The 17,229-nt window shown below is 59.8% G+C and carries 15 protein-coding genes and 1 other RNA gene; 13 read left to right on the forward strand and 3 right to left on the reverse strand.

Features of this window, described 5'->3' with window-relative positions; genetic code table 11:
* Position 1: 1 nt before the first annotated feature.
* From HP15_RS02760 to HP15_RS02770, 3 genes are read right to left on the reverse strand one after another with little or no spacing between them, the layout of a single operon-like run.
* Positions 2-592 (reverse strand): D-sedoheptulose-7-phosphate isomerase, encoded by a 591-nt coding sequence (locus tag HP15_RS02760; protein ID WP_008176542.1) that lies wholly within the window; start codon positions 590-592, stop codon positions 2-4.
* An 11-nt stretch (positions 593-603) separates the two neighbouring features.
* Positions 604-969 (reverse strand): YraN family protein, encoded by a 366-nt coding sequence (locus HP15_RS02765; RefSeq protein ID WP_008176539.1) that lies wholly within the window; start codon positions 967-969, stop codon positions 604-606.
* Between the two features lie 24 nt (positions 970-993).
* Positions 994-2,922, reverse strand: coding sequence for a penicillin-binding protein activator (locus HP15_RS02770; protein ID WP_227499690.1), 1,929 nt, complete (start codon positions 2,920-2,922; stop codon positions 994-996).
* A 75-nt stretch (positions 2,923-2,997) separates the two neighbouring features.
* On the opposite strand from HP15_RS02770, the gene rsmI reads away from it, so the two are divergent.
* The 13 genes from rsmI (at position 2,998) to murC (ending at position 17,228) form a co-directional block, all read left to right on the forward strand.
* A complete protein-coding gene (gene rsmI / locus HP15_RS02775; protein WP_014576096.1) occupies positions 2,998-3,894 on the forward strand; it encodes a 16S rRNA (cytidine(1402)-2'-O)-methyltransferase in 897 nt (298 codons plus the stop codon).
* A 53-nt stretch (positions 3,895-3,947) separates the two neighbouring features.
* Positions 3,948-4,297, forward strand: an RNA gene (rnpB, locus tag HP15_RS21760) — RNase P RNA component class A.
* A 302-nt stretch (positions 4,298-4,599) separates the two neighbouring features.
* Positions 4,600-5,052 (forward strand): division/cell wall cluster transcriptional repressor MraZ, encoded by a 453-nt coding sequence (mraZ, locus tag HP15_RS02780; protein ID WP_008176533.1) that lies wholly within the window; start codon positions 4,600-4,602, stop codon positions 5,050-5,052.
* A complete protein-coding gene (rsmH, locus tag HP15_RS02785) occupies positions 5,049-6,032 on the forward strand; it encodes a 16S rRNA (cytosine(1402)-N(4))-methyltransferase RsmH (protein ID WP_014576097.1) in 984 nt (327 codons plus the stop codon). The genes mraZ and rsmH overlap by 4 nt, the downstream gene beginning before the upstream one ends.
* A gap of 2 nt (positions 6,033-6,034) precedes the next feature.
* Entirely contained in the window at positions 6,035-6,439 is a 405-nt protein-coding gene (gene ftsL / locus HP15_RS02790) for a cell division protein FtsL (RefSeq protein ID WP_014576098.1), read from the forward strand.
* A 34-nt stretch (positions 6,440-6,473) separates the two neighbouring features.
* Positions 6,474-8,213, forward strand: a complete 1,740-nt coding sequence (locus tag HP15_RS02795) for a peptidoglycan D,D-transpeptidase FtsI family protein (RefSeq protein WP_041644965.1) — start codon at positions 6,474-6,476, stop codon at positions 8,211-8,213.
* A 4-nt stretch (positions 8,214-8,217) separates the two neighbouring features.
* Positions 8,218-9,702, forward strand: coding sequence for a UDP-N-acetylmuramoyl-L-alanyl-D-glutamate--2,6-diaminopimelate ligase (locus HP15_RS02800; protein ID WP_041644967.1), 1,485 nt, complete (start codon positions 8,218-8,220; stop codon positions 9,700-9,702).
* Positions 9,699-11,087: a UDP-N-acetylmuramoyl-tripeptide--D-alanyl-D-alanine ligase gene (locus HP15_RS02805; RefSeq protein ID WP_014576101.1), complete on the forward strand. Its 1,389-nt coding sequence runs from the start codon at positions 9,699-9,701 to the stop codon at positions 11,085-11,087. The genes HP15_RS02800 and HP15_RS02805 overlap by 4 nt, the downstream gene beginning before the upstream one ends.
* Positions 11,072-12,157, forward strand: coding sequence for a phospho-N-acetylmuramoyl-pentapeptide-transferase (gene mraY, locus HP15_RS02810; protein ID WP_008176520.1), 1,086 nt, complete (start codon positions 11,072-11,074; stop codon positions 12,155-12,157). Before HP15_RS02805 ends, mraY begins: the two co-directional genes overlap by 16 nt.
* Positions 12,158-12,172: 15 nt before the next feature.
* Entirely contained in the window at positions 12,173-13,513 is a 1,341-nt protein-coding gene (gene murD, locus HP15_RS02815) for a UDP-N-acetylmuramoyl-L-alanine--D-glutamate ligase (protein ID WP_014576102.1), read from the forward strand.
* On the forward strand, positions 13,513-14,712 hold the full coding sequence (gene ftsW / locus HP15_RS02820) for a putative lipid II flippase FtsW (RefSeq protein ID WP_014576103.1): 1,200 nt from the start codon (positions 13,513-13,515) through the stop codon (positions 14,710-14,712). The genes murD and ftsW overlap by 1 nt, the downstream gene beginning before the upstream one ends.
* Positions 14,705-15,790 carry an undecaprenyldiphospho-muramoylpentapeptide beta-N-acetylglucosaminyltransferase gene (gene murG / locus HP15_RS02825; protein ID WP_014576104.1) on the forward strand — a complete coding sequence of 362 codons (1,086 nt, stop codon included), beginning with the start codon at positions 14,705-14,707 and terminating at the stop codon, positions 15,788-15,790. Before ftsW ends, murG begins: the two co-directional genes overlap by 8 nt.
* Entirely contained in the window at positions 15,783-17,228 is a 1,446-nt protein-coding gene (gene murC / locus HP15_RS02830) for a UDP-N-acetylmuramate--L-alanine ligase (protein WP_008176511.1), read from the forward strand. The genes murG and murC overlap by 8 nt, the downstream gene beginning before the upstream one ends.
* The last annotated feature ends 1 nt before the right edge of the window (position 17,229 follow it).

Raw genomic sequence — 17,229 nt, forward strand, 5'->3', positions numbered from 1 at the left:
TTTATCCCCCGAAGATTTTTGCGTCGATAAGCCCGCAAAGGGCATTGATGATGAGCAGTAGCAGAGGTGTAGCCTCCGTGGGACTGAGATCGTTCAGGGCGATTTCGTGGTCCTCCGGATGCAACAAAGAGGTTATGTCCGATTTCTCCCTGGCACTGAGAACCACAACACTCATTTCCCGATCATGGGCAACCTGGATAGCCTGGATAAGATTTGCCTTGTGGCCATCGTCGACGATCACGAACAACAGGTCCCCGGGTTTGCCAATCGCCCGGACCTGACGCGAGAAGGTATCGTTGAAACGGTTATCCCGGCAGATGGCCGAATAGGTCGTTGCGTCGGCGCCGAGATTGATGGCGGGCAGTGCCGGCCTGTCCTGTTCGAAACGGTTCAGAAGCGCGGTACAGAAGTACTGGGCCAGAATGTTGGCATTACCGTTGGCGCAGGTAACTATTTTCCCGTCCTGGAGCAGAGTTTCCACGAAGGCGTTGGCAACCTCCTCGATAGCAGGGCCGGCAGTACTCGCGGCCTGCGCGGTATGCTCCATATGGCTTGCGAACCACTGGTTGATCTGGTGTTCGGTGTCGGTCATTTTCGGTATCACTATCCTGCCAGAATTGCATTCCTGATCCATTGTACCCGGTATTTTTTGACGGTACCCGGGCTGATGGCAACCACATCTATCCGTGAGAGGCTGTTCCAGAGCCCGTGCCTGTGCAGGTAAAACGAGACTGCACGAATCAGGCGTTTCTGTTTGGGGTAATTGATGGAGCTTGCAGGATCTACAAGGCTGCCAGCGCCCCGATAGCGGACCTCGAAGAATACGAGAGTCTCACCTTCCTGTCCGACGAGATCAATCTCGCCGCCGCGATTGTAGACGTTGCGCTCAATAATCCGGACGCCCCGACTGGCGAGGTAGCGGGCTGCAACGCCCTCAAAGTGGTTACCCAGGGTTTTGGTGCCATCCATGGCTACTGCCTTTCTCCTTCGGTGTTATTCGCTGAGAGGTGGGGCTTCCTCTTGAGCGCCTTCCATCTCTCCCTCTTCGGTTACCGGTTCAGGGATGAGTTCAGGAGCGCCGTTGCGGAACTGGGCCCAGAGTTGTTCCCGATGGATGCTGCCCTCGGGTGTCATGGTCAGCACACCTGTTTGGCCTGATATCGAGGCGCTTTCCACCTGTTTCAGCAACGGCAGGCGTTTGCTCAGGTGCCACGTATCGGCGCCCATGGCGAAAAGGCGCCCGGGCTGGCCACGGGTTCCGGACAGATTTTCGGTAGCTCGCGTACGCAGCTCATTGTCGTCGCCCAGTACCCAGGGAATATCAGTGAAAATAACGCCGTTCAGGTCACGGTCCCGTGAAGGTGCGGGTGTGCCCTCATAGATAATGGAAGGCGAGTACACAGGCAGGTCCCCGCCGAAATAGAAGGCGAAAAGCGGTTTGAACTGTCGGGCAACAGTGGGCTCTGCCACCATGACGATGGCGTCGGCATCCTGCCGGCGACGTGGCTCGAATTCGACATTCATGCCAATGGTGCGTTCAACCTGGATGGCCCGGTCGCGCGAAACGGTAATGCCCAGCAGGTCAGCCGTTACCGCCCTGAGGTTGTCTTCCCGATAGAAGCGCTCGATATCCAGGGCAACGCCTTCATGGGACGCCATGCGTTTCAGCAACGCAGCCTCAACGCGATCGCCCCATTCGCCGCCGGGGATAAGCACCAGAACCTGGCGCAGCTGTTCTGCGGCAAGCCGGTCGGCAATTTGCCGGGCCTCGTCCTCTGCCGAGAGACCGAACTGGTAGAGTCCGTCAGCGGGCTTGGTATCCGCCGGCAGGTAATTCAGCCCGAGAGCGGGTACGGGCAGCGTATTCATTGAACCCAGTCCGGCCAGTGCCTCTTTTTCCAGCGGGCCGACAATCAGGTCGATATCCTGTTCCGATAGTTGCTTGTAAAGTTCGCTGAAAGACGTGCCGGCGGTATCAAAGATCCGAATGTCGGTTTTGCCCCGGTCAGCAGTGTCATCCAGGTAGTACGCTGCCAGAAAGCCATCCCGGATGGCCTTGCCCGCCGTTGCCAGCGGGCCTTGGAGAGGCAGGGCAAGAGCGATTTTTTCCGGACGGCTGTCCGCCAGTGTAGCGATCAGTTGGAGTTCCGAGGGCAGAACCTGGGCGGCAGGATGGCCGGGCCAGTTGTTTTGCCAACCCCGGATGAGTCGGCCCTGCTCGTCTATGCCGGTTTCTGCAGTGCGCACCAGGTTTGCCAGCTCCAGCCAGCCCTGGGCCTCATAGCCAATCGCTTCAGCAGAGGCCGAGCTCAGCTCGGTGCCCGGTACCTTCTCCAGCAGGGACCAGATGCGGTTATGAATCTGTTGCGCATCCGCGGTGTTATCCGTCTGGGCCAGGAGGATAAGGGTCATGGCAGCAGGCATCGGCTTGCCCGCCAGGTCATAAGTGTCCGCCTGCAGGTTGGCGGCCCGTGCCATCAGGTCGGCCGGGTAGTCTATAAAGGTCGACGGCGTGAGTTCGGCGGCAAGCGCCTCTGCCCAGGATTCGTCCTCAAGGGCCTTGGCGCTTGCCATGGCTAGCAGGAGTTTCTGGTTGCCAAGGTCCGCAGCCGGTTGCGCCAGCTGCGAACTTTGAAGTAGCGTTCGTGCTGCCACGTGGTTGCCCTGGTCCTGGAACCTGCTGGCGATCCGGAGGAGGTAGGCCTGGGCGGTCTCTATATTATCTTCGTTGCCGGCAAGCTCGAGGGCCTGGTCGGCCGTTTGCGCGACGTGGGTTTCGAGATTGACGGTGGCGCAGCCCGCCGACAAAAGGGCGGCAGTAAACACGCTGGCCAGGGCTCGTTGATGAATACGGATATTTAACATGGCAGGCTCGACATACTCCGGATGATTGGGCTTGTAGCGCCAGACTAACGCTGGCAAGTTTAACAGCTCCGGGGTTAATTCACATGACGTAACTGTCACGCTCCCGGATACCCCATCACAGAGGCACACGCTTTGAAAAACGAGGTCAGCGATTACCCGTCGTCCGATAGCCGCAGGGATGAACCGGGCGGCACTCTTTACGTTGTTGCCACCCCGATTGGCAACCTTGATGATCTATCTCCAAGAGCAACCCGGACCCTCGCCCACGTGGACGTGGTCGCGGCAGAGGATACGCGCCACAGTGGCCGGCTATTGAGCCATCTGGGCATTCAGAAGCGAATGATCGCATTGCATGACCACAACGAAAAAGATCGCGCTGCCGGGATCCTCGCTGAGCTTAAGGCCGGGCGCGATGTGGCGCTGATCTCCGACGCCGGTACACCGCTTATCTCCGATCCCGGATACGTGCTGGTGCGAGACGCCAGGGCTGCGGGGTATCGGGTGAGCCCGATTCCGGGGCCCTGTGCACTGGTAGTGGCTCTGAGCGCGGCCGGCCTGCCGACGGACCGCTTTCTGTACGTGGGGTTTCTGCCTGCCAAGCGCTCGGGTCGCAGGGCCAGTCTTGAGCCGCTGGCCAGCGAGCCGGCCACTCTGGTGTTTTATGAATCGCCGCACAGGATTCTGGAGTCGGTACGGGACATTGCTGAGGTGCTGGGCGAGGATCGTGAGATGGTTCTGGGGCGGGAAATCACCAAGACCTTCGAAACCTTCTATTCCGGTTCGGTTGCGGAGGTTCTGGCAGAGTTGGAGCAGGATCCCCACGGAACCCGTGGGGAGTTCGTGGTCATGGTTCGAGGTGCGATGGCGCAACCTGGCAATGATGACGCGGCTACCATGGATGTGGACCGTGTGCTTCGGGTTTTGCTGGCAGAGCTTCCGGTGAAGAAGGTCGCCAAAATGGCCTCAGAACTGACCGGTCTGTCGAAAAATGAGCTGTACCAGCGCGCACTGGCGCTGAAAGACAGCTGAGTACAGTGGCGTTTTCCCTTGCAAGGCTTTGGGCGCAGGAGTATTGTCTCGCCCGAGCTCGCCAGACAGTCGCCGCCGGTTTTCCGGGGGAGGAAAGTCCGGGCTCCATAGGGCAAGGTGCCAGGTAACGCCTGGGCGGCGCGAGCCGACGGAAAGTGCAACAGAAAGTATACCGCCTAAGCGCCCTCGGGCGCCGGTAAGGGTGAAACGGTGCGGTAAGAGCGCACCGCGTGGCTGGCAACAGTCCACGGCGATGGTAAACCCCACCTGGAGCAAGACCAAATAGGAATCCAATGGCGTGGCCCGCGCTGGATTCGGGTAGGTTGCTTGAGGTCTGTGGTGACGCAGACCCTAGATGAATGACTGTCCAAGACAGAACCCGGCTTATCGGCGAGCTCGCTCTTTTCCCTTCCTGTGACATTCGTCATTCTCAACAGATGTCCTTTATAGCCAAAAAATCTTAAACCTCACTTGCAGTCTTCAGACTTTTTTGCAGGTATTTGATTTTACTTCTTTTCTTTTCCGTAATCTCACCATTTCATCGAATCCGCCTCCGTAACCTCTTGTCATAAAAGGAACTTTTGCAAGTGTGGCGCTGTTTGCGGCGCTTGCATTGTGTATTGCGTGTTTCTATAGTGTGCAGAAGTGGGAAAAAGTGGTTTCTAGTGGTTTTTTGTGGATATTGGGCACCCAGAGACAGCGTGAATGAGTAATTTTCTCGGCAGTCATGCCATCAATATGGATGCGAAGGGTCGCCTGGCGATCCCCTCCAAGGTGCGCGAAGAGCTCGCGCAGGCCTGTGGTGGGCGCATTGTATTGACAGCAAACGCTGACGAGGAGCGGTGTCTGCTGGTCTATCCGGAGCCCGAATGGGAAGTTCTACGGCCTAAAATCGAGGCGCTTCCCAACATGAATAAGGCGGCCCGGCGGCTGCAGCGCCTGATCCTGGGTAATGCTGCGCCCATGGAGCTGGATTCGGCCGGGCGCATTCTGATTCCACCAACTCTTAGAAGCTATGCCCATCTGGAGAAAAAGCTGATGTTGATCGGGCAAGGCAAGAAGCTAGAGCTCTGGAGTGAAGAGCGCTGGTTTGCCTGGCTGGATGAATCCTCTGATGACGAAGACATGCCGCCCGAGATGGAGGCGCTGTCCTTATGACCACCGATCGCAACCAGGAGGCCGGGGCAGCGTACTCGCATCGCTCGGTGCTCCTGGATTCGGCGGTCGACTATCTGGTCAACGACCCCGACGGTTATTACGTGGATGGCACCTTTGGACGGGGTGGTCACAGCCGCCTGATTCTCGGTCGCCTCGGCCCGTCGGCGCGGTTGCTGGGTATCGACAAGGATCCCGAGGCGATACGCGCGGCGAAGGAATTGGAAGCCCAGGATAACCGGTTCCACAGTTTCCACGGTTCGTTTGCGGAGCTGGGCGCTGCGGTGGTCGGTCAGGGTTGGCAGACAGTGAATGGTGTGTTGCTGGATCTCGGCGTGTCATCGCCGCAGCTTGATGATGCCTCCCGTGGATTCAGTTTCATGCGTGATGGTCCACTGGACATGCGCATGAATACCGAACAATCGCCCAGCGCCGCCGAATGGCTTGCAACAGCGGACGAGTCGGATATCGCAAACGTGATTTTCCGTTACGGCGAAGAGAAATTCTCGCGGCGCATTGCCCGGCTACTGGTCGAGCGTCGGCAGGAAGCGCCCGTCGAAACCACTCGCCAGTTGGCAGAGTTGGTCAGCGAGGCGGTCCCGAAAAAGGAAAAGCACAAGCATCCGGCTACCCGGACCTTTCAGGCAATCCGGATTTTTATCAACCGGGAGCTGGAAGATCTCGAAGTGGGTCTTCAGTCTGCTGTTGACCACCTCGCTCCTGGAGGGCGTCTGGTGGTCATCAGTTTTCATTCGCTGGAAGACCGGTTGGTCAAGCGGTTCATGAGGGATCTGGCGCGCGGGCCACAGCTGCCCAAAGGGGTGCCCGTAACCGCGGAACAGGAAGCCTCGGATTTCCGGCTCGTTGGCAAAGCCAGCAAGGCCGGCGCCGAAGAAGTAAGTGACAACGTACGTGCCCGCAGCGCAGTCATGCGGGTGCTCGAACGCACCGATATCAGGAAAAACTCGCAGGGGAGCGCGTAACCATGGGCGCTGTTGCCATTGAAGAGCCGGTAAAAACGGCGAAGCTCAACAAGCAGAAGGTCCGGGACGGTGTTGCAACCGCGGTCCGTATCTCAAGGCAGGTTTTCGCTGCCACGAAGCAGGGCAAGGTGCTTGTCTCGCTTGGTCTGGTCGCCGTGTTGCTGGCTTCCTCTATTGGCGTGGTGGTCAGTGCCCACGAGAACCGGGAGCTTTTCAACACGCTGTCGCAACTTCAGTCCGAGCGCGACCGTTATCAGAGCGAATGGAGCCAGCTTCTGCTCGAGCAGAGTGCGTTAAGCGCTCATGGCCGGGTCGAAAAGCTGGCGGCTGAGCGTTTCGGCATGGTGGTGCCGGGACGTCAGGATATTGTGCTGGTGCCACTGATGTCGCCGGTCACCAGCCGGTAATCAACGAGAACAACAACGATTCAGGGTGATCGACGTGTCCGATCAGGGAAAGAAGACAACATGGGGGCAGCGTTTGGCGTCCGGGCTGGCAGCCTGGCGTTTTGGCTCCGTCGTGGGCGTCTTCCTCCTGGTGGTGGGTGTGCTTGGCTGGCGCCTGGTCGACCTCCACGTCGTGGATAATGATTTCCTGCGCAAGCAGGGTGATGTCCGTACGATCCGGGTTGAGAGTATTGATGCTCATCGTGGTGTTGTCACCGATCGTTATGACGAGCCGCTGGCCGTCAGCACGCCAGTGCAGACCATCTGGGCGAATCCGTCTGAAGCCAATCCCTCCGAGGCGCGACTCACCAACCTTGCGCGGCTGCTCGATATCAATGAAGCCTCTCTCCGGCAGCGTCTCGAAGAATACTCCGGGCGGGAATTCATCTATCTGCGCCGCAAGGTTCAGCCGGATCTGGCCAGAAAGGTTCTCGAATTGGAGATTGACGGGATATACACCCGTCAGGAGTACCGTCGCTATTACCCCGCCGGCGAAGTGACTGCTCACGTTGTGGGCTTCACCGACATCGACGAACGCGGGCAGGAAGGGATCGAACTCGCCTACAACCAGTGGCTGTCCGGTGAAACCGGCCGGAAGCGGGTCCTGAAAGACAACCGCGGCCGGGTTATCAAGGATCTGACCCTGATTCGCGATGCCAGCCCCGGCCAGAACCTCGCCCTCAGCATCGACCTGCGCCTCCAGTACCTGGCCTATCGGGAACTCAAGGCTGTGGTGGCGGCTCATAATGCCAGAGGGGGTACGCTGGTCATGCTCGACGTGGATACCGGTGAGGTCCTGGCGATGGTCAACCAGGGGTCCTATAACCCCAATGACCGCAGTCAGCTCGCAGCGGAAAATCTTCGAAACAAGGCTATCACCGACCTGTTCGAGCCAGGCTCAACCATGAAGCCGATCACCATGGCGGCGGCTCTGGAATCCGGCAGCTACTCGGTTAACAGCACCATTGATACCAACCCGGGTTTTCGCCGTTTCGGTCGTTTCACCATCCGGGATCATCGCAACTATGGCGTCATGGATATGACCGAGATCATCGTCAAGTCCAGCAACGTCGGAATCAGCCGGATTGCTACCGACCTTGGCGGCGATGTGATTCGTGATCTCTACGCCCGTCTGGGACTTGGCCAGCCAACGGGGATCGGTTTTCCCGGCGAAGCCGTGGGCGTATTGCCATCGCCGCCCAAGTGGCGCCCCGTGGAAGAGGCGACACTGTCCTACGGATACGGTATGAGCGTGAACGCTCTTCAACTGGCCCAGGCCTATATGGTGATCGCCAATGGTGGCGTGCGCTATCCCCTGAGCCTGGTCCGGCAGGACAAGAAGCCGGAGGGGCAGCGAGTGCTCTCGGAGCAGGTCACCCTCCAGGTTCGCAATATGCTGCGCGAGGCCGTTTCAAGGGGTACCGGTAAGCGGGCCCAGCCTGGATTCTACTCGGCTGGCGGCAAGACTGGGACTGTTCATCTTGTTGGGGCCCAGGGTTACGAGGATAGCCAGTACAAGGCGATTTTTGCCGGTATGGCGCCTATTGATAACCCGAGGCTGGTTACGGTTGTGGCCGTTGATGCGCCGCAGTCCGGAGAATACTACGGTGGTGAAGTGGCCGCGCCAGTATTCTCACGGGTAATGAGTGACGCACTGCGACTGTTGAATGTGAAGCCTGAACTGGAAGTGGGAGAGGCCGAAATGGCTGCTTCTGCATCCGGAGAGCGAGGGTAGGCCTATGTGCATCACATCTCTCAGCACGTTATTGCAGGGTATCGTAGCGGTTCCGTCGGTGTTCGACGTGACCATCCACGGACTGAAAACCGACAGTCGGGAAGTCGCCTCCGGCGATGCCTTTATCGCCCTCTCGGGCGCCCGAACGCCGGCTGACTTCTATGTCGATAAGGCGATTGCAGCGGGCGCAACGGTCATCCTCCTGGAAGCGCAGCAGGCGGGAGAGTGCACCGAACACCACGGTGCCTTGATCGTACCTGTCGCTGGCCTACGCAGTCTGGTGGGGCGAATCGCTGATCGCTTTTTCGAGCATCCGTCGCAACGGCTTCGCCTGATTGGCGTGACCGGAACCAATGGCAAGACGTCGGTCTGCCAGTATGTCGCACAGCTGCTCAAGGAAACGGGAACGCCCTGCGGCATCCTCGGCACCCTGGGCTATGGCATGCCCGGCGCCCTGCAGCCTGCGACGCATACGACACCGGATGCGGTTCAGGTTAACCGGGTGCTGTCCCGGATCGTGAAACAGGAAGGTCGGGCAGCCGTGATGGAGGTGTCCTCCCATGCCCTTGACCAGGGCCGCGTGGATAACCTCTCGATGACCGGCGCTGTATTCACGAATCTGACCCGGGATCATCTGGATTACCACGGTTCCATGGAAGCCTATGGTGCCGCCAAGGCGCAGCTTTTCCAGCGCGAAGAGCTGCATTTTTCGGTAATCAACTTTGACGATCCATTTGGTCGACAGCTCTTCGAACAGCTGGACGGCAAATGTGATCGGGTGCGCTACAGCCTGCACGAGGCCCAGACCGAGCTCTGGTTACGGGAATTCCGACCAACCGACGAAGGCTTTGAAGCTGAGGTCGATGGCGAGTGGGGCCGGTTTGTTGTCTCGGTTCCGCTGATGGGAAGTTTCAACGCGAGCAATGTGTTGGCGGCTATGGCAACGGTTCTGACGCTTGGCGTGCCGATCGAGCGCGTGCAGCAGGCTGTGGGTCGGCTCACACCGCCACCGGGCAGGCTGGAGCGGTTTGTGGGTGCTAATGGTGTCAGGGTGGTGGTCGATTACGCCCACACCCCGGATGCCCTCGCCAATGCTCTGACAGCACTGCGTCCGCACGTTACCGGTGAACTGGTGTGCGTGTTTGGTTGCGGCGGTGACCGTGATGCCGGTAAACGTCCGGAAATGGCCCGGGAAGCCGAGAGGCTTGCAGATCGGGTGGTCGTTACTGATGACAATCCCCGCAGTGAGGACCCCGAAACAATTGCAGAGCACATCCTCGCCGGTTTCACGGACGCTGCCCGGGTCTCTGTTATCCATGACCGGGCCGAGGCCATTCGGTCGACGATCCGCTCGGCCACGCCGAACGACGTAGTTCTGATCGCAGGGAAAGGCCACGAGGCTTATCAGGAAATCGCCGGCCAGAAATACCCGTTCAGTGATGCGGAGCAGGTTCGCCACGTCTTGAAACTCAATGGGGGTGTGGCATGATGCGCGCCTTTTCGCTGGCGGAAGCCAAGGGTTGGCTGGGCGCCCAGTGCGCTTCGGGCGACCTTGCGTCGGTGAGCTTCGCCGGAGTTTCCACTGATACCCGCACTCTCGAGCCTGGCCAGCTGTTTGTGGCCCTGCGCGGCGAAAATTTCGACGGCCATCGTTTCCTGCAACAGGCCATGGATAAAGGCGCAGTTGGCCTGGTGGTCGATACGCCTGATACCAACCTGGCTCTGCCTCAGTTGGTAGTGAATGAAACGCTGGAGGCCCTTGCCCGGCTAGCGGCCGCCAATCGTGAAGAAAGCACAGCCGCCATCCTCGCGATCACTGGCAGCAGCGGCAAGACAACCGTCAAGGAGATGTGCGCCGCCATTCTCTCGCAGATGGGCAAGACGCTTTCAACGAAAGGCAACCTGAACAATCACATCGGCGTTCCGCTTACGCTGTTCGGCCTTTCTCCCGAACACCAGTACGGCGTGATTGAACTGGGTGCCAGTGGGCTGGGTGAAATTGCCCATACCGTCGCCCTGGCAAAGCCCCGCGTTGCCATTCTCACGAATGCTGGCGAGGCCCATCTGGAAGGGTTTGGCAGCTACGAGAATATTGTCCTGGCCAAGGGCGAAATCATTGACGGCGTCGCGTCAGACGGGCTGATGGTGCTCAACGGTGACGATCCGGCCTTCGCGCAGTGGCGCTCCCGTGCCGGGGCCCGCCGCGTCGCAGGTGTCAGCCGTCTCGGCGCCGAGGCGGATTATCACGCGGTCATTGATGGCCAGGACGCCGGAACCAGAACCTTTCAGGTGAGCGGCCCGGACGGCTGGCTATGCCGGGTCACGCTGGGCCTGGAGGGCGATCACAACATCACCAACATGCTGCTTGCCATCGCGGCCACCCGTGAGTTGGGTGCCAGTGATCAGGCGATTGTTGCAGGGCTGGCCAGTGTTGCGCCGGTGAAAGGGCGGCTTCAGGTCTTGGAGTTGTCGCCGGAAATGACGCTGATTGACGACAGTTACAACGCCAACCCGTCGTCCATGAAAGCTGCGCTCGGGGTGCTGGCCGGCCGTGCAGGTCAGAAGATTGCTGTACTCGGTGCCATGGCAGAGCTTGGCGCCAAGGCAAATGCGTTGCACAGGGAAGTTGGAGTGTGCGCCCGGGAGCATGGTATCGATCGACTGATTACCGTGGGGCCGGGTTGTGAAGGTTATGCCGACGGGTTTGGCGAGTCCACGGAACTCGGGCTGAGCCATGAGCAGGCCGTTGAATCGGCGATTGGGGATAAAAACACACCATTGACAGTGCTGGTCAAGGGTTCTCGCAGTTCCGCCATGGAGCGTGTGGTGGAGGGAATTAAAGAAAAGGTGAATAACTCATGCTGCTCTGGCTGACAGAGGTCCTATCACAGTATTTCTCCGCACTGACGGTGTTTCAGTACCTGACCCTGCGTGGAATTCTGGGCACACTCACCGCGCTGCTGATTTCGCTGATCATCGGCCCCGTGATGATCCGCAAGCTGAGCCAGTACCAGATTGGTCAGGCGGTGAGAGATGACGGTCCGCAAACCCATCTCAGCAAAGCTGGCACCCCGACTATGGGTGGCGCATTGATCCTGGTGGCCATTGGCATCAGTACGCTGCTCTGGGCGGATCTTGGTAACCGCTACGTCTGGGTCACCCTGCTGGTGACGCTCCTGTTCGGCGCAATCGGCTGGGTTGATGACTATCGCAAAGTGGTGGAACGTAACCCGCGGGGCCTGCCGGCCCGCTGGAAGTATTTCTGGCAGTCGGTTATCGGCGCTACGGCGGCCGTTGTGTTGTTCTTCAGTTCCGCCTTGCCCCAGGAGACGTCCCTGTATGTGCCCTTTGTAAAGCAGGTATCCCTCACCCTTGGCCCGGTGCTGTTCATTCTGCTCACCTATTTCGTGATCGTTGGCAGCAGCAATGCCGTCAACCTGACGGACGGCCTTGATGGCCTGGCAATCATGCCGACGGTGATGGTCGCCGGAGCGCTTGGTATCTTCGCTTACCTGTCCGGGCACGCCCAGTTCGCCAATTACCTGTTGATCCCGCATCTCCCGGGCACCGGGGAGCTTATCGTATTCTGCGGCGCACTCGTTGGCGCCGGGCTTGGTTTCCTCTGGTTCAACACCTACCCGGCCCAGGTCTTCATGGGGGATGTGGGTGCCTTGGCCCTAGGTGCCGCCCTGGGTGTGGTCGCGGTGATTGTTCGCCAGGAAATAGTGCTGTTCATCATGGGCGGTGTGTTCGTGATGGAAACCGTGTCGGTGATCCTGCAGGTAGCGTCCTTCCGTCTGACCGGGCGGCGGATATTCCGCATGGCGCCGCTGCATCACCACTTTGAACTGAAAGGCTGGCCGGAGCCACGAGTGATTGTCCGGTTCTGGGTTATCACGGTCGTTCTGGTCCTGATTGGCATTGCCAGTCTGAAACTGAGATAGGAAAGCGCTGCAACTATGAGTGTCATTGTTTCGGATCGTCGCACACTGGTCGTAGGGCTCGGTAAAACCGGGCTTTCCTGCGTGCGCTACCTGTCCGAACAGGGGCGGGACGTTGCTGTGGCCGATAGCCGCACGGCTCCTCCGGGTCTTGATCAGCTGAAGGCCGGTTGGCCGGATATTCCGGTACACCTCGGGACCTTTGACGCAGAGCTGTTTGCCGGTTTCAACGAACTGGTGGTCAGCCCGGGAATCAGCATTGCCGAACCAGCCATTGCAGCTGCCGCCCGCCAGGGAGCAAGAATCCGGGGTGACATTGATCTGTTCGCCGAGGCTGCCGATGCGCCGATCGTCGCGATCACTGGCTCCAATGGCAAAACCACCGTCACCACACTGGTGGGTGAGATGGCCAAAGCGGCGGGCCGGAACGTCGCCGTTGGCGGCAATATCGGTACCCCGGCCCTTGATCTTCTTGGCCAGGGCGCAGACCTGTATGTGCTCGAGCTTTCGAGTTTCCAGCTTGAGACCACGGACGAGCTGAACGCCCTTGCGGCAACGGTGCTCAACCTCAGTGACGACCACATGGACCGTTACCCCAACAAGATGGCGTATTTCCAGGCCAAGCAGCGGATATTCCGGGGTTGCAAGAACGCCATTGTCAATCTGGACGATGCCCTGAGCACCCCCATGGCAAGGGACAACCTGAGGTTCCTGTGTTTCGGCTTCCATCGGGTGAATCCCGAGACGTTCAGCACCCGAGACGATGACCAGGGCACCTGGATTACCTTCGGGTTCGATAACCTCTTGCTGGCCAGCGAGTTGAAGCTGATGGGGCATCACAACATCAGCAACGTGATGGCTGCTCTGGCACTGGGCCATGCCGCCGGGCTGCCCATGGATGTGATGCTCAGGGTAGCGCGGGAATTTCCGGGGCTGCCGCATCGCTGTGAATTCGTGCGCCGGCTGAACGATGTGGACTTCATCAACGATTCCAAGGGAACCAATGTCGGCGCCACGGTAGCCGCTATTGAAAGCCTCGCCCCGGACAAAGGCAAAGTGGTGCTGATTGCCGGTGGTGATGGCAAAGGGGCTGATTTTACCGCCCTGGAAGCGCCCATTGCCCTGCATTGCCGGGCCGTGCTGCTGATCGGACGTGATGCGCCGGCCATCGCCGATGTGCTGGGCAGCGGTATTCCCGTGCACCGGGTAGGTAGCCTTGCCGAGGCGGTTTCCCGCTCTGCCGAACTGGCCATGCCCGGAGACCGGGTGTTGCTCTCGCCGGCATGCGCCAGCTTTGACATGTTCCGCGACTATCTTGATCGCGGTGACCAGTTCCGTTCTCTGGTGGAGGCCCTGTGATGCACGCAGATCTTCCACTCCAGAACCGGAACCCGTGGCTGGGCGAGATACAGCCCCTGCCGATGTTGGTGATCAGCTCCGTGGCATTGCTGGTGATGGGTGTGGTCATGATTTCCTCGGCGTCCATGGATATGGCTGCCGAAACCATGGGTAACAGCTACCACTATGTGATCCGTCAGCTGATGTTTGCCGGTCTTGGTTGTCTGCTGGCCCTGGTAGCGGTGAACGTGCCGGTGGCCTGGTGGGAGCGCAGCGGCTGGCTGCTGCTGGGCATCGGTCTGTTGGTCCTGGTTCTGGTGTTGACGCCCCTGGGCCGTACCGTGAACGGCTCCACCCGCTGGATTCCGTTCGGCCTGTTCAACGTCCAGGTCTCGGAAGTGGCGAAACTCTGCCTGATTGCCTACTTGGCCGGCTACGTGGTCCGTCGCCGGGATGAACTGCTCAATACCTGGCTTGGTTTCCTGAAGCCGTTGGTCGTTCTCGGTTTGGCATCGGTTCTGCTGGTGATTCAGCCGGACTTCGGTGCCACCGTGGTGTTGGTGACGGCAGCGGCGGGGATGATTTTCCTGAGCGGTGTCCGGCTGAGCCGGTTCGTGCCCCTGATCGGCACGCTGGTGGTTCTGGGTGCCATTCTGATCGTTACCCAGCCTTACCGTCTGAAACGGGTTGTCAGCTATCTCGATCCCTGGAAAGACCAGTTCGACAGCGGTTACCAGTTGACCCAGTCCCTGATTGCCTTCGGTCGCGGAGACTGGGGTGGTGTCGGCCTGGGTAACTCCATCCAGAAGCTGTTCTATCTGCCGGAGGCCCACACCGACTTTATCTTCGCCATTATCGCCGAGGAATTCGGTCTCCTGGGATCCTTGCTGGTACTCAGTCTGTTCACCCTGCTGGTGGTGACCGGATTCGTCATTGCCCGCCGGGCCGAGAAGGCGGACATGCCGTTCGGCGCGTGTTTTGCCTATGGGCTGACCCTGCTGATTGGCCTGCAGGCAGGCATCAACATGGCGGTCAGCACCGGGCTTCTGCCAACCAAGGGGCTGACTCTGCCGCTGGTGAGCTACGGTGGATCCAGTCTGATGATTACCTGTATCTGCATTGGCGTTCTTGCCCGTGTGGAAATGGAGCGCCTGGATCAGGAAAAGCTGGCCCGAGAGAAAACCGGTCCGAAGGCGCGGGGAGGTGCGGTGTATGACTGAACAGCGTCGCTTCCTGATGATGGCCGGCGGTACCGGCGGGCACGTGTTCCCGGCCCTGGCAACGGCTCGGGCGCTTGAGGCTCGTGGTCACCAGGTGTACTGGCTCGGAGCCAGTGGCGGAATGGAACAGAGACTGATCGGCGAAACCGATATCCCGCTGTCACTGATTCATATTTCCGGTTTGCGGGGCAAGGGTAAGCTCGCTCTCTTGCTGGCGCCGTTCCGGCTGATGCGGGCGCTGGGTGAAGCCTTCACCATCCTGCGCCGGATTCGCCCGGATTGCGTTGTAGGCATGGGCGGATTTGTTACCGGGCCCGGTGGTGTTGCCGCCTGGCTGAACCGTACGCCGCTGGTGATTCATGAACAGAACGCGATCGCCGGAATGACCAACCGCATCCTGGTCAGGTTTGCAGAAACCGTGCTCGAGGCTTTTCCGGGTAGCTTCGGGCCGAAAGTGGTTACCCGCTGTACCGGCAATCCGGTGCGGGAAGACCTTGCCTCCTTGCCCGTTCCGGAAAAGCGCCTGGCGGACCGTGAAGGTGCTCTCAGGCTGCTGGTGATCGGCGGCAGTCTCGGCGCGCAGGTCTTTAATGAGCAGCTCCCCGAGGCGCTGGCCATGTTGCCGGAAGGTGATCGGCCCGTGGTCCGCCACCAGTGTGGTGAGCGCCATGCCGAGGCGGCGAAGCAGGCCTATGAGGAGCATGGCGTGGCGGCGGCCGTTGAGCCGTTCATCAAGGACATGGCCGAGGCCTATCAGTGGGCCGACCTGGTGCTGTGCCGGGCAGGCGCGTTGACCGTTTCGGAATTGTGCGCCGCGGGTATCGGCGCTGTGCTGGTGCCGTTTCCCCACGCCGTGGATGATCACCAGACGAAAAACGGGCAACAAATGGTGTCGGCGAAGGCAGCCATTCTGATTCCACAGGCAAAAATGACCCCGGCGGTGCTTGCGGAAACCCTGGGTGATCTGGCCCGGAATCGTGACCGGGTAAACGAAATGGCGAAGGCCGCCCGAACATTGGCCCGCCCTGATGCAACGGAGAGAGTCGTGAATTACTGTCTGGAGGCCGCCAATGGCTGATGCAAATAATCCGCCCCTGGTCTATCAGGTGCCTGAAATGCGCCGGATCCGTCACATCCACTTTGTGGGGATTGGTGGTGCGGGGATGAGCGGCATCGCCGAGGTTCTCAAGAATCAGGGCTACGACGTTTCCGGATCGGATCTGAAAGAAGGGGCGGTTACCGATCGTCTCAAGGGTATGGGCGTAGAAGTGCAGATCGGTCACCGGGAAGAGAACAGCGCCAGTGCCGATGTGGTTGTGGTGTCTTCAGCGGTATCTGCGGAAAACCCGGAAGTCGTGGCGGCCCGCAGTCGTCGGGTGCCGATTGTACCCAGGGCAGAAATGCTGGCGGAAATCATGCGCTATCGCCACGGCATCGCCGTTGCTGGAACCCATGGCAAGACCACAACCACCAGCCTGATTGCATCCATTCTGGGTGAGGCGGGCCTGGACCCGACTTTCGTGATTGGCGGCAAGCTGAACAGCGCCGGCACTAACGCTCAGTTGGGCGGTTCCCGCTATCTGGTGGCGGAGGCCGACGAAAGTGATGCGTCCTTCCTGCATCTGACGCCGGTGATTTCAGTGGTGACCAACATCGAAGCGGACCATATGGATACCTATGGCGGCGATGTCGAGAAGCTGAAGCAGACCTTTGTGGACTTTCTGCACAACCTGCCGTTTTACGGTGTTGCGGTGATGTGCGTCGATGACGGTTACGTTCAGGAGATCATCCCCCGGATATCCCGGGCCATCATCACCTACGGAATTGACAACCCGGAGGCGGATTACCGGGCCGAGAGCATCAATTCCGACGGTTTGCGGACCCACTTTGTGGTGAAGCGTCCGGCCGGGCGCAGCGACCTTACGGTCGAGCTGAAAATGCCGGGCCGTCATAACGTGCTGAACGCGCTGGCGGCCATAGCCGTGGCCACAGACGAAGGCGTCGCCGATGATGCGATCTGCCGCGGGCTGGCCGGATTTGCCGGTGTCGGCCGCCGGTTCCAGGTTTACGGCGATTACCAGACCCCCAAGGGCACGGTCACCCTGGTGGACGATTACGGTCACCACCCGACGGAGGTAGAGGCTGTTATCCGGGCTGCACATGATGCCTGGCCCGACCGGCGTCTGGTCATGCTTTACCAGCCGCACCGCTTTACGCGGACCCGCGACCTTTATGAAGACTTTGTCCGGGTGCTTTCGGAAGTGGACGGCCTGCTTTTAATGGACGTGTATTCCGCCGGCGAACCGGCGATTCCGGGGGCCGATGGTCGGGCCCTGTGTCGCAGTATTCGCCAGCGCGGGCAGGTGGAACCGGTATTTGTTGAGGACAACCTGGAAATCGAGTCCCTGCTGGCCAATGTGCTGCAGGACGGTGATCTGCTGATAACCCAGGGCGCCGGCGATATTGGCGGCGTGGCAGCGCGGCTGGCAGCCGCGGGAGTGATAGCTGGTGAGTGAC

Source organism: Marinobacter adhaerens HP15, assembly GCF_000166295.1.
GTDB lineage: Bacteria > Pseudomonadota > Gammaproteobacteria > Pseudomonadales > Oleiphilaceae > Marinobacter > Marinobacter adhaerens.

Coding starts and splice junctions, on each gene's coding strand:
- murC (WP_008176511.1), top strand. CDS start 15,783: ATGGCTGATGCAAATAATCCGCCCCTGGTCTATCAGGTGCCTGAAATG.
- murG (WP_014576104.1), top strand. CDS start 14,705: ATGACTGAACAGCGTCGCTTCCTGATGATGGCCGGCGGTACCGGCGGG.
- rsmH (WP_014576097.1), top strand. CDS start 5,049: ATGACCACCGATCGCAACCAGGAGGCCGGGGCAGCGTACTCGCATCGC.
- mraY (WP_008176520.1), top strand. CDS start 11,072: ATGCTGCTCTGGCTGACAGAGGTCCTATCACAGTATTTCTCCGCACTG.
- HP15_RS02800 (WP_041644967.1), top strand. CDS start 8,218: ATGTGCATCACATCTCTCAGCACGTTATTGCAGGGTATCGTAGCGGTT.
- murD (WP_014576102.1), top strand. CDS start 12,173: ATGAGTGTCATTGTTTCGGATCGTCGCACACTGGTCGTAGGGCTCGGT.
- mraZ (WP_008176533.1), top strand. CDS start 4,600: ATGAGTAATTTTCTCGGCAGTCATGCCATCAATATGGATGCGAAGGGT.
- HP15_RS02805 (WP_014576101.1), top strand. CDS start 9,699: ATGATGCGCGCCTTTTCGCTGGCGGAAGCCAAGGGTTGGCTGGGCGCC.
- HP15_RS02760 (WP_008176542.1), bottom strand. CDS start 592: ATGACCGACACCGAACACCAGATCAACCAGTGGTTCGCAAGCCATATG.
- ftsL (WP_014576098.1), top strand. CDS start 6,035: ATGGGCGCTGTTGCCATTGAAGAGCCGGTAAAAACGGCGAAGCTCAAC.
- ftsW (WP_014576103.1), top strand. CDS start 13,513: ATGCACGCAGATCTTCCACTCCAGAACCGGAACCCGTGGCTGGGCGAG.
- HP15_RS02765 (WP_008176539.1), bottom strand. CDS start 969: ATGGATGGCACCAAAACCCTGGGTAACCACTTTGAGGGCGTTGCAGCC.